This window comes from Flavobacterium gelatinilyticum, assembly GCF_027111295.1.
In the GTDB taxonomy this organism is placed as follows: Bacteria; Bacteroidota; Bacteroidia; order Flavobacteriales; family Flavobacteriaceae; genus Flavobacterium; species Flavobacterium gelatinilyticum.
On sequence record NZ_CP114287.1, the window covers coordinates 1,688,542 to 1,701,277 of the forward strand.

At 34.5% G+C, this 12,736-nt stretch carries 10 protein-coding genes; 1 reads left to right on the forward strand and 9 read right to left on the reverse strand.

Going from position 1 to position 12,736, the window contains the following annotated elements:
* Positions 1 to 469: 469 nt before the first annotated feature.
* From OZP11_RS07250 to guaA, 8 genes are all read right to left on the reverse strand, one after another.
* The gene (locus OZP11_RS07250) at positions 470 to 763 is read right to left on the reverse strand and encodes a DUF4190 domain-containing protein (RefSeq protein ID WP_281234555.1); all 294 of its coding nucleotides are present in this window, start codon (positions 761 to 763) and stop codon (positions 470 to 472) included.
* 76 nt (positions 764 to 839) lie between these two features.
* Entirely contained in the window at positions 840 to 1,070 is a 231-nt protein-coding gene (locus OZP11_RS07255) for a DUF3820 family protein (protein WP_111286778.1), read from the reverse strand.
* A gap of 288 nt (positions 1,071 to 1,358) precedes the next feature.
* Positions 1,359 to 3,287, reverse strand: a complete 1,929-nt coding sequence (gene nagB, locus OZP11_RS07260) for a glucosamine-6-phosphate deaminase (protein WP_281234556.1) — start codon at positions 3,285 to 3,287, stop codon at positions 1,359 to 1,361.
* 308 nt (positions 3,288 to 3,595) lie between these two features.
* Positions 3,596 to 4,783 carry a hypothetical protein gene (locus tag OZP11_RS07265; RefSeq protein ID WP_281234557.1) on the reverse strand — a complete coding sequence of 396 codons (1,188 nt, stop codon included), beginning with the start codon at positions 4,781 to 4,783 and terminating at the stop codon, positions 3,596 to 3,598.
* Positions 4,784 to 4,928: 145 nt separating this feature from the next.
* Positions 4,929 to 5,330 carry an OsmC family protein gene (locus OZP11_RS07270; protein WP_281234558.1) on the reverse strand — a complete coding sequence of 134 codons (402 nt, stop codon included), beginning with the start codon at positions 5,328 to 5,330 and terminating at the stop codon, positions 4,929 to 4,931.
* Complete coding sequence (locus OZP11_RS07275) at positions 5,330 to 7,420, reverse strand: LysM peptidoglycan-binding domain-containing protein (RefSeq protein ID WP_281234559.1); 2,091 nt, start codon at positions 7,418 to 7,420, stop codon at positions 5,330 to 5,332. Before OZP11_RS07275 ends, OZP11_RS07270 begins: the two co-directional genes overlap by 1 nt.
* Positions 7,421 to 7,513: 93 nt before the next feature.
* Positions 7,514 to 9,421: a LysM peptidoglycan-binding domain-containing protein gene (locus tag OZP11_RS07280; RefSeq protein ID WP_281234560.1), complete on the reverse strand. Its 1,908-nt coding sequence runs from the start codon at positions 9,419 to 9,421 to the stop codon at positions 7,514 to 7,516.
* A 64-nt stretch (positions 9,422 to 9,485) separates the two neighbouring features.
* Entirely contained in the window at positions 9,486 to 11,015 is a 1,530-nt protein-coding gene (gene guaA, locus OZP11_RS07285) for a glutamine-hydrolyzing GMP synthase (protein WP_281234561.1), read from the reverse strand.
* A 234-nt stretch (positions 11,016 to 11,249) separates the two neighbouring features.
* Here guaA and OZP11_RS07290 point away from each other — a divergent pair, with 234 nt between their 5' ends.
* Positions 11,250 to 11,777 (forward strand): hypothetical protein, encoded by a 528-nt coding sequence (locus tag OZP11_RS07290; protein ID WP_281234562.1) that lies wholly within the window; start codon positions 11,250 to 11,252, stop codon positions 11,775 to 11,777.
* 106 nt (positions 11,778 to 11,883) lie between these two features.
* Here the strand turns inward: OZP11_RS07290 and OZP11_RS07295 are convergent, their stop codons facing one another.
* Positions 11,884 to 12,594, reverse strand: a complete 711-nt coding sequence (locus OZP11_RS07295; RefSeq protein WP_281234563.1) for a hypothetical protein — start codon at positions 12,592 to 12,594, stop codon at positions 11,884 to 11,886.
* Between the last annotated feature and the right edge of the window lie 142 nt (positions 12,595 to 12,736).

Consider the following 12,736-nt stretch of genomic DNA (forward strand, 5'->3'; position numbering starts at 1 on the left):
TTAAAATTTCAACTTCACTTTAACAATTAATTCAACAGGTTTAATTTCTGCTGTTCTGCGTTATGAGAACTTATTTTACAACATCAAAATCCATATATCAGATTGTAAAATGAAAAGAGAAAGAAAGCAGCGCTTAACACAATATCAAGTTTCAATATTATTTTAAAATTTGAAATTTGAATGATTTTATTGATTATCAAACGGGCAGAAAACTGAAGAAGAAAAAATAAAAAAATCTTTATACTGTAAGGATTTAATATTAAAGCCTGCTGAAAATTAAAAAGGAGAATCTGCGAAAAAGCGCGCGTGAGCCCACGGCTTTTACAGTACTGCAGAGGCATTCCTTCGCAGGCTGATCGAAATCCAAAATTTAAGAAAATCGAGAAGTAACAATAAATAAAAATTCCAACAATTATTATCGCAAAAATAAAATTGATTTTTTTATACGAACCAATGTTGTATGAATCTTCTAATCCCAAGATGCTAAAATTCCAAAACCTAATAATAAAAACATATTAATCGCAATAAAAATTGACGCAATAATACCCAATATCAAACCCGCTATTGCCAAGCCTTTAGGCGAATTATTCTTCTTTGCTTTTGACAAACCAATAACAGCAAAAATCAGGGCCGGCAAATCTAAAATTAATGCAAAAAACCCAACGCAGGGAATAATTGAAAAAAGAACTGCTACTATCCCAAATACCAATGATGCTACTCCCCAGCTCAGCCCTTCATTTGAAGAATCTGTTTTATTATTCATTTAGATTTTAATTGTTAGTTTAGAGAATATATACCCTTACTGGGTTAAATTTTCTGATGCTAAACTAAGACTTTTTTTAAGGTTTAGGATACTGCTTTTTAATATTTCTGATCAACTCTTCTAATCCATTCAGTTTCAATTCATAAATAAGCTGTAGCTGTTGCCCTAGTTCTCCTTTTGGAAAACCTTTGTTATGATACCAAACGACATAATACTCCGGAAGATCAATTAAATATCGTCCTTCGTATTTTCCGAAAGGCATTTTGGTGTGGGCTAATTTTATGAGTTGTTTTTTATCCTGATCCATTTTTTTTGAGAAGAAAGAAGCAAGATGAAAAACTTAATAGATTTTCTCGCTTACTTTGATTGCATGCAAAACTATTACTTATTTTTCTTTTTGACACAGATTAAAAGTATTCTCAAAGATTAAAAAATTAGAATCCCAGTATCTCAGCAACTTAGATTCTAATAAAAAAAAGAAGCAGGAAAAAGAATAGATCTTTCATCCTGCTTCAATTATATATTAATTTTTCAGTCGCAGTTTATAGTTAAGTCAGCACACTGAGCACTAAAAATTGAACACTGCAAATTGAGACTAATAATGCCATCTTACAAATGCTTCCATAGCCGCATAAGTCGCCAAACCTAATTGGTGGTACAATTCTGCTGTTTCGCGGTTTCTATCTTCTGCTCTCTGCCAGAATTCTCTTGAATCGGTTCCCTGGAAAACCACTCCGTCTTTTTGTGACTGGTGTTTGAAGATTCCGTGACGTTTTTGTAAAACCTGATCCGGGCTCATTGGCACTGCCATTTCCACTTCATCAATTCCCCATTCCTGCCATGCACCACGGTATAACCATAACCAGCAGTCGTTCATGAATTCTTTTGGTTTCAGATTTTTAACTGCTTCAAAAATAGCATCCAGACATACTTTATGCGTTCCGTGCGGATCGGCTAAATCTCCTGCAGCGTAAATTTGGTGCGGTTTAATTTTTTCGATCAAATCCATTGTCAGCTGAATATCTTCAGGACCGATTGGTTTTTTCTCAATTGTTCCCGTTTCATAAAAAGGCAGTTCCATAAAATGAATCTGATTATCCGGCAGACCCACAAAATGACTTGTTGCTCTTGCCTCACCTTTTCTGATTAGTCCTTTTATATAACGAACTTCCGGAATATCAATTTCGCTGTTCTTTTTATTCACTAAAAAGGTCTGTGCTTTTTGGTAAATCGTATCAGCTTCTTCACTTTTGATGCCGAATTTTTCATTGTAATCAATCACAAATCTTGCAAAACGAAGTGCTTCATCATCGGCTACAGCAATGTTTCCTGAAGTCTGATACGCCACGTGCACTTCATGCCCCTGCTCCTGCAGACGCATGAATGTTCCTCCCATACTGATAATATCATCATCTGGATGCGGACTAAAAAGCAATACGCGTTTTTTAGCCGGTTCTGCTCTTTCCGGACGATTTGTATCATCCGCATTTGGTTTTCCGCCCGGCCAGCCCGTAATTGTATTTTGAAGTTTATTGAATATTTTGATATTGATATCGTAAGCAGGACCTGAATCTGCCAATAAATCGCTCATTCCGTTTTCGATGTAATCGGCATCGGTAAGCATTAAAATTGGTTTTTTAAGATCTAATGCCAAACCTAAAACGGCTTTTCTTGTCAGTTTATCTGTCCAGACAATTTTCTCTACCAACCACGGTTTGTTAATTCTGGTTAGTTTTGAAGATGCTTCTTTATCTAAAATAAAAACAGCATTATCGTGTTCCTGCAAAAAAGAAGCAGGAACTCTGTTTGTTACTTCATCTTCAACTGATCGTTTTACGATACTTGCTTTTCCTTCTCCCCAAGCCAATAAAATTACTCTTTTGGCTTCCATGATTTTTTTAACTCCAAGCGTGATCGCAGTTCTTGGTGTATTGTTTAATCCGTAGAAATCTTTGCTTGCCGCCACTCTCGTGATATGATCTAAAGCAACCAATCTTGTTTTTGAGTTTTGAAGCGAACCAGACTCATTAAAACCAATATGTCCGTTTCCTCCAATTCCCAGAATCTGAAGATCGATACCGCCCAAAGCTTCAATTTTAGCTTCATAATCATGACAGTAATCTGCGATTTGTTCTTTTGTTAAAAGCCCGTCAGGAACATGGTAGTTTTCCGGTAAAATATCAACGTGATCAAACAAAAGTTCTTTCATAAAGCGAACGTAACTGTTGATTGAATTGGGTTCCATCGGATAATATTCATCCAGATTAAAACTGATTACATTCTTAAAACTCAAACCTTCTTCTTTATGCAGACGCACTAGTTCAGCATACAATCCTTTTGGAGAAGAACCAGTTGCCAAACCTAAAATACAAGGTTTGTTCTCTTTTTGTTTTGACTGAATTAAAGCCGCGATTTCCTGAGCAACTGATTTTGACGCTTCGGTTGAATTTTCAAAAACAACAGTATTGATGTTTTCGAAGCGTTTTTCAAAACCTGTGGCTTTGTCTATTTTACTTTTTAACATGATATAGTTTTTTATTCTTTTAGATAATGTTGTTTATACTATAAAGATAAACCTTTATAACTTAAACAAATTTAATTTACTGATTTTAAACAAAATGAGAGTTCTATTTTAAAAAAAGAATCTCAAAAACATCAAAGTGAATCTCGTCTTCATTTCGATGAATTGCGTTAATTTTGCATTTAATTGCATATTTTTTGCAAAACAAAGGTAATGAATTAGATATTCAGTTATCTAAATGAATATGAATATTTTGTTATTTTTTAACGTCTGACAGCAAAATTTGTGCATTTACGCCAGTTCTGAAAGAATTATTCCCTATAAACAATTCGGTTTAAGATTTCTGATTCTACTTTTTCAGTAAAACGTTCTAATCCCATTTTAAACATTTCATTATCAGAGGGCAGATTTGAAGGAATATTATCCAGTAAACGCAGATACCGTTCCTCAACTGCTCTTATATCGCCATCCTGAATTGCAAATGAATAATCGTATATAGCAGGAACTTCAAGCAGAGCAGTGTTTGTTTTCTTAGAAAAATTATCAGTTGCTTTTACGCTTCCTTTTATATATGCTTCTTTATGCAGATCTACGATTTCGAGTCTGCTTTTTATAATCCTTCTTCTATCATGGGTGAGAATTTCTTTTTCTTTATCAAAAATTGTTCTTTGCAAATCGCCTTTACTGATAGTAAGTTCTTCAACATTTACGATAAAATTAAAGTCATATTTTCCTTTATTGTCCTTTCCTATTGTAATCCATCTGCCTAATTTCAAATTATCTGGAATCGTTTTTTCTATTCCTTTATAACTCTTCAAAGAATTAGTAACCTGAACCGAAATGTAATTCTGACCTTTTTTATACGCTTCATCCTTAAGTTTTATAATTTCGGCTCTTTTATATGCATTATCAAAATCCTGCAGCATGACATATATATCATACGCTTCTCTGTAACTGTTTTTTTCATCACGAGATACTGAATTTGTTAATCCGGAAGTACGGCTGTTTGCTGCTCTGTATAAAAAATCGCTGTAATTATTCTTTGTCTGCAAAATAAGCTCTGAATATTCTTTTACAGGAAAAACAAGTTCTTTATTATTAAAGTATAAAGGTGTAATATCCTGAAGCTGTTTTTGCAGATAATTGTAATTCTCTTCTAAACGCAGACTTCTTTTATATGTATCTTTTAATGCATTGTTTTCAAGATTTAAACGGCTGTAATCTTCTTTGTTTTGTGTTTTCAGCGAATATTTTAATGCGGTTTCCTCTTCTTCCAGATATTTATTATATGCGTTTTCAATTATTGAGAGTGCTACATTTCTTTTTTCACCCGATGGATTGTTTTTTAAAACCGTAACCGAATTATTAAAGGCATTAAAATAGTTTTTAGAAGTATAATCCCAGGAAATACTGTTAGGTTTAAGCGGTTCTTTACTCTTTTGGCCTGAACAGCCTGAAAATAGTATACTCAATGCAGCAAAAAAAGCAATCTCTCTCATGTCTTATCATCTTTTTATTAAAAATGCAAGATATAGAGAAAACATTAATTAAAAGAAAAATCTTACTTTTAAAATTTATTTTTCATTAGCAAATAAAAAAGCCATCAAATTATTGATGGCTTCTGTTTATATAAAGTATGTTATTTTAGTTCCAGTTAAAAGTAACATTCTTTTCTATTTCTGAACTTAAGCTTAAAAATACCGGACAGGTCATTGCGGCACGTTCCAGAATAGTTTTGCTTTTTTGATCGGCATTGCTTTTCATATCAAAAACAATTTCGATTGCTCCAATACGTCTTGGCTCTGCGTTCATGATTTTAGTAACTTCCGCAGTCGAATCTACTAAATCAACATTTAAATCGCGGGCTTTAATTCCCATAATAGTCATCATACAGCTTGCAAGAGCATTTGCTACAGTATCTGTTGGAGAAAAAGCCTCTCCTTTTCCGTTATTATCTAAAGGTGCATCAGAAATGATTTCACTTCCTGACTGTACATGAATTGATTTCGTTCTTAAATCGCCTAAATAGGTTACTTTTGATGTCATTAGTTTGCTTCTTTTAAAGTTAAATCTGTATCGTAGTATAAAATGTAGACACCTTTATTAGCGTGTCCGCCATCTTCTTTTTTATAATATTGAAATTTGTTATCAACCTGCTGAGTCGTCATTAAATCTGCCGTTTCCGGGAATGTTTTACCCTGAACCAAACGCATCATCGTGTCAAAAGTTACATCAAACCCTCTTGTTGCGTATGTATTAGGATAGGTTTTGTTTTTTAATTTGTATTCTTTTTTAAAGATCGCTGCTGATTGTTCATCGCTGTCACGAGTAACAGACGGGTACATCAGTTTTAATTTCACAAGGTTTTCATAGCTGATTTCGTCTGTGTCCAGTGTACTGTTTGGTTCTAAAATCACCAATTGTACCTGACAGGTTTTCTGAGCATCAATTAAGGCCTTAATAACGGCTTTAATCATTGCCGTGTTTCCTGTTTCCATTACCACATAATTCATTCGGCTTGGCAGTAACAGGCCTTTTAAGTTTGCAGCATCAAGAGCTCCGGTTTCGGTCAAAGCAGCAAAAACAACACCTCTTTGATTTTGTTTAATATAATTGATTACCGATTCTTTTTTCTTGTCAACAACGGCAACAATATTTCCGTTTTTAGCTCTCATATAATCAAACATAGCACTGCGAACCACCTCGCTCGAAGGTATAGTCTGATATAAATTATCGATTGGATTTGCATCATCTTTTGACAATGGCGAGATAACAGGAACATTATACATACGAAGCGTATTGGCAGCAGATTCTGCATTGCTCTGATAAAATGGTCCTACGATGGCATCTGCATCCTGAAGTTTATTTTGTGCAATTAAAGTCGAAATTCCAGATGTTGTTTTGGTTTCCTGCGAATCGTAAATAGCCACATCAAGCGGTAATTTTAACGTTTTAGCAGAGTCAATTGCCATCATAGCTCCTGAATAAAAATCAAGTGTCATGTTTAAAAACTTATCTGTTTTTAAGCGTGCCGCCATTCCTGTTGTATCGCTCTGCAGTTTCGCTAAGTTAAAAGGAAGAAGTAAAACTACTTTTTTGCGTTCGTTGATGCCTCTTTTCTTAGTCAGTTCCACAATTTCAGGATCTATTGAAACCGTTTCTGATTTCACTTTGTCCACAATTTTAATACCGCTGCCTCCGGTGTTTTCTACCGGTCTTTCAGTTTGTTTTGCTGTCGTCGTATCAGCCGGCTGCTGTGCAATAATTGGTGCCGGAGCCACGTAACCAGCCGGAACTTTTAAAACCATTCCTTCTTTTACACCTTCCGAAAGCGAAGGATTTAGTGCAATTAACTCATCCTGAGACAAATGAAAAACTCTTCCTAAACTGTAAAAAGTCTCTTTTGGCTTTACCTGATATTCCATATAAGAAACTGCTTTTTTAGAAGTTTCGGCAGGTTTTTTATTTTCTTCCGGTTTAGAAACTGTTGCAGTCTCTGTTTTAGGAGCTATTCCTTTAATAGTTACTTTATAACCAACCGGCAGGCTTGAAACGATTTCAGGATTTCTTTTTTCTAAATCTTCGATAGTTGTATTGTATTGTTTTGCAATAGAATACTTTGTTTCTTTTGGCTGTACTTCATGAAAAACATATTTTTCAGGTCCTTTTTCTTTTGCTTTTTTATCGGCAGCGACAGCCGTTTTTGGAGCAGATCCTTTTGCCGGAATTACCAGTTTCTGACCTATCTGTACGCCTGTTTTTTCAAGGAACGGATTTGCCGCTTTTAAAGCTTCATCCGAGATTCCGTATTTTTTTTCAATGCTGTAAAACGTTTCTTTTGGCTGTACTTCATGAATAATTTCTTTTGAACTGCCGGTTGATTTTACCGCAGCGGTTTCTGCTTTTTCTACACTTTTACTGCCTCCGGTTGGAATCAGTAAAACAGTATTTGGTGTTATTCCTTTTCTTGCATCCGGATTTAATTCGTAAATATCATAAGGGGTAACTTTGAATTTTTGAGCAATCTGATTGACTGTTTCACCGCTTGAAACAGTATATTTTACTACTTTTCCCTGTGAAAAAGCAGAAACAGTTACAAAAAAAACAAAGAATAATAATGTCGAAAAATATTTCATAATAGGACTTAAAACAATTTAATTTCTAATTTAATTCACAAGATTTTAATTTCTTTATACAAGATTCGCGCCATTTGCAGGATCTTCGAAATATTATCTAAGATCGACCTCTAACTTAGCAATAATTACATTCTTATATAACTCATCTTCTTCTTTTTTCTTGCATTTGTACAAAAGTTCTTCCGTGTTTTGGAATTTATCTGAGTAAACATAATACGAAAGACTGTTTACATTAAAAAAGAAGCCGGCATTAAAATCGCCAGAATCAATAAGTTTCATAATTAGCTTATCTCTTACATCTGCGTCTGTAAATATACCTAAAACTAAATAATAGCCATTAGAAACTTCTTTAAGATTATCATAAACTTCAATCTTTATGTTTTTTTCGTTTTTGAATGGATTTTCCCTGAGCTGGCGCCTCATTTCTTCTACAGAAATTGTCTCTTCTGTTTCGACAGAATTTGATTTATTCTGATTTTTCTTCGCCTCATCCTGATATTTTTTCAGTTTTACAAAAGCCAGCTTATCATCAAATTTTCGGGCTTCCATACTATAATAAGATGCTTTGCTGATGTGCCGTTTTACCTCTATTTGTTTTTGAGTATCCAGTGAATCAATTTTTGCAATTAAAAGCTGGTTCTGCTCGTCGCCTTTCTCCTGTTCGATTTTGTAACGTTTTATTTCATCTAAAGAAAGACGCTGCTGTAATGATGTAACGTTGTTATTCTTTTCGCTTTCGCGGATTTTCTTTTTGTATTCCTGATTTTCTTCTACAGCAATTTTCTCTACTTTATTCATTAAACCGGCATAAGCTTTTCTGTTTTCAGCCAGTTCTTTTTTTAACTGCGAAGATAATTCACTGGTTTTTCCGATGCTTTCATACGATTGTTTCTCCAGACGTTTTGATTCATCAATATTCAGAATATCCATTCGCTTTAATTCTTTCAGATCATTGTTCATACTGTATACCAGCGAATCCAGTTTTGCCATTAAAACGTCCTGAACATTTTTATTGGCTTCTAAAACCAGTCGGAGTTTTTCAACCGAATTTTCTCTGGAACCGTTCATATCATTCAGATTCACTTTAAGATCATTTATTTTAATAATCTTCTGATTCATTTCTTTCTGAACAACAAGCCTGTCCTTCAAATCTTCTAATTCAACTGTTTTGGCTTTTGTTTTTTCAACGACAACTTGTTTTTCGGCAAGAGCCAGCATTAATTCTTCGCTTTCATTTGCCGGTTTAATTCCGTTTATATTGATCGCCAGTTTATTCCCTACAATTAATCCGTTTACAATTTCAGGGTTTTGAGATTCTAACTGATCAATCGAAATACCGTATTTTTTAGCAATAGAAAATTTGGTTTCTTTGGGTTCAACTATATGAAAAACAGTTTCCTGATTGATTACCCTCACGCGTCCGTCAACCGTTTTTCGTTTATTTGGAATTGCGATGTTCTGACCAATCTGAAGCCCGTTTTGCAATATATTTTTATTGATATCTTCTAAATCCTTAACCGAAACATTGTATTGTCTGGCAATGCTGAACAACGATTCTTTGGCCACAACCTGATGGGTAACTTTTGAAGTGCTTACAATCTCTGTTTTTGAATTTTCCGTGCTTTGCGGAATAGTTATTTTTTGTCCGGCCTGTAATCCGTTTGACAGAAGTTCTTTGTTTGCTTCCAGAATGGCTTCCTGAGAAACCTTATATTGTTTTGAAAGCGCATAAAGTGTTTCCTTTTCTGCAACAATATGAACAATCTGGTTTTGATTTTTTTCTGAAGAATGAACCGGAATCCTGATAATTTGATTGTCTTTGATTCCGTTTTGAGATTCGGGATTCAATTTGTAAATCTCATCTACAGAAACCTTATATTTTTGGGCAATAAAATAAGCGGTTTCTCCTTTTTGAATTTTATGTTCAATAATTGAATCTTGTGCTTTTACTTTGTTAAAAAACAAAATAAAGACAAGAGAAATCTGTAAAAGTTCTCTCATAAATAGTAGGTTATAAAAAAATTAAGGCCTTACAAATGTAAGACCTTAATTTTAAATTATGCTGCTATTCCCACTCAATTGTTGCCGGTGGTTTTGAACTAATATCGTAAACAACACGGTTCACGCCTTTTACCTTATTGATAATATCGTTTGATACTTTCATTAAGAAATCATACGGTAAGTGAACCCAGTCTGCAGTCATACCATCTGTCGATTCTACTGCTCTAAGCGCTACGACCTTTTCGTACGTACGCTCGTCGCCCATAACCCCAACACTGTTTACAGGAAGTAAAATTGCTCCTGCCTGCCAAACTTTATCGTATAATCCCCATGATTTTAATCCTTCGATAAAAACAGAATCAACATCTTGTAAAATCTGGACTTTCTCCGGAGTAATATCTCCTAAAATTCTGATTGATAATCCTGGTCCCGGGAAAGGGTGTCTTCCTAATAATTCAGGATCTATTCCTAATGTAGCTCCTACTCGTCTTACTTCGTCTTTGAAAAGCATTCTAAGAGGTTCTACAATTTTTAATTTCATATAATCCGGCAGTCCGCCCACATTGTGATGCGATTTAATCGTAGCCGATGGTCCTTTTACCGAAACCGATTCGATTACGTCAGGATAAATAGTTCCCTGAGCCAGCCATTTTACGTCTTCTAATAAATGTGATTCATCGTCGAAAACTTCAATAAATACACGTCCTATTGTTTTACGTTTGGTTTCAGGATCACTGATTCCGGCCAATTCAGAAAGAAAACGATCTCCGGCATCCACACCTTTCACGTTTAATCCCATTCCTTTATACTGATCTAATACATTTTGAAATTCGTTTTTACGAAGTAATCCGTTATTAACGAAAATACAGTATAGATTTTGTCCGATTGCTTTGTTTAATAAAACTGCCGCTACAGTAGAATCTACTCCTCCTGATAAACCAAGAACCACTTTGTCGTTTCCTAATTTTTCTTTTAATTCTTCCACCATTTCTTCTACGAAAGCATTTGGTGTAAAATTTTGAGGAACTTCGGCAATTTTAACTAAGAAATTCTCCAGCATTTTTGATCCGTCTGTTGAATGAAAAACTTCCGGATGGTATTGAATTGCATAAGTAGTTTCGCCTTCAATTTTATAAGCAGCAAATTCTACGTCATGTGTACTTGCTAATTTTACAGCATTCGTTGGAAGCGCTTTGATACTATCGCTGTGGCTCATCCAAACCTGGCTGTTTTCTGAAACACCGTCAAAGAACGTTTCATTATCTTTTATATAAGACAGATTTGCTCTACCGTATTCTCTTGTGTTTGATGCTGCTACTTCTCCTCCGCTGAAATGCGCTAAATACTGCGCTCCGTAACAAACGGCAAGCATTGGAAGTTTTCCTCTGATTTGAGATAAATCAGGGTGCGGTGCATCTTCTGCACGAACAGAAAACGGGCTTCCGCCTAAAATTACTGCTTTGTAAGCTGATAAATCACTAGGAAAGTGATTGTAAGGAAAAATTTCGCAGAATATATTTAATTCGCGAACTCTACGCGCAATAAGCTGAGTATATTGCGATCCGAAATCTAAAATAAGTACGTTGTGTTGCATGCGCAAAAATACTTTTTAAATTCGAAATTGAAAAATCGGAACAATGAAAAAATAAATATTTTTTTTCATTGTTCCGATTTTTTAGTACCAAAGAGACAAAGCTACAGAGGTTCAAAGATTTAATCTTCCTAAACATATCTTACTTCCTTTGTCACTTTGTGCCTTTGTTACTTTGAAACTTCAAAGAAAAATCCTTCCTCAAAAAAATTTCGTATCTACCCAAAAACCGTATTTATGAAATCAAAATGTATTGCCCTAACCCTTTTATTATCTCTGGTCTTAACTTCTTGTAATGCTGTTGATGATTTATTAAGTTTTAGTATTTCAAACGAAACTTCGATTAAAATTAAAAGTACTTCGCCTATTAATCTGCCTTCGGAAATTATTACTCCGGATGTTACAACCAATTCTTCTGCCGAATTTAAAAACAACAAAACAAAAGCGAGTCTGGTAAAAGACGTCAAAATCAGATCACTTCAATTGTCAGTCACTGATCCTTCTGATAAAACTTTTACATTTTTAAAATCGATACATTTATATATTTCAACAAACGATTCTAACGAAATAGAATTAGCTTATCAGGACAACATCAATTCATCTTCGAACATGATTAATTTAATTTGTACCGATAAAAGACTGGATGAATATATTAAAGCAGACAGTTATAAAATAAGAACACAGGTTACTTTAAAAGAAACACTGACCAAAGATGTAACAGTAAAAGCAAATATGAAATTCAGGGTTACTGCGGATCCGTTTTAGTCTGAGATCCTGAGTTTTCTTAAAAGCAGCAAATTAAAAAAGGTTCAGAGGCAAGTATAAAAAACTTTGCAACTCTGAACCTTTGTTACTTTATATCTAAAAAAAATTACTCTTTCGTCACAATAATCGAAGCCTTAAAACCTGCAGCCAGATTATTCCAGTAATCATTGGTAATTAATACTCCTTTATCGTCATAAACCTGGATTTCGGCTGTGTTTCCGCCTAAAGTTCCAATATTCAATGCTTCAAAATCCAGTTTATTAAAGCCATTTGAAAGATTTATCTGAACTTGTTTAAAACTTGCATCCAAAAGAATTTGGTCGCGTATAACTTTATCATTATTAGAAACTCGTACCAAATCGCCGTCAATCGCACCAAAATCACGAAATTTTACAACAAAAAATTCTGCTTTGGTTCTAAAATCTCCTAATGAAATATTCTCTTTTATCAAAGTACCGCGTCCTTCACGTAAACCTTCTTCTCGTAAAGCTTTATCCAGATCTTTCTCCATTTTAGCCACATAACGATCACCCGGATTGGCAAAATCATTCTGCTGGTACATGGAGAATTTACTTTTCTCCTCGCCTATCTGAAACTGAGATTTAGGCGTTATGCTGGTATTATCAAAAACATTCGGGGTTTTTATGCCCGGAATATCAGCGGTTGCCGCCTGCGGATCTTTAACAGGCGTTGGAATCTTTTTTTGTTTTCCGCTAAACTTAGGTGCAGCAATAGGCTTGTATTTGCTTCCAAATTCAGTCTGCGCTGAAAGTGTTACAGCTGTAAAAAATAGTATGAATAATAAAATCTGCTTCATTTAAATGGGATTAATTGAGTCGGCTTCAATTGATAGAACTTAACCGCAGCTTCACAAAAATAACATAAATAAGTTTGGCCCGGCGACTTTAAGACTATTATAACAATATATTATAGTAATTTTTGGAATCAAAAAACCTGCC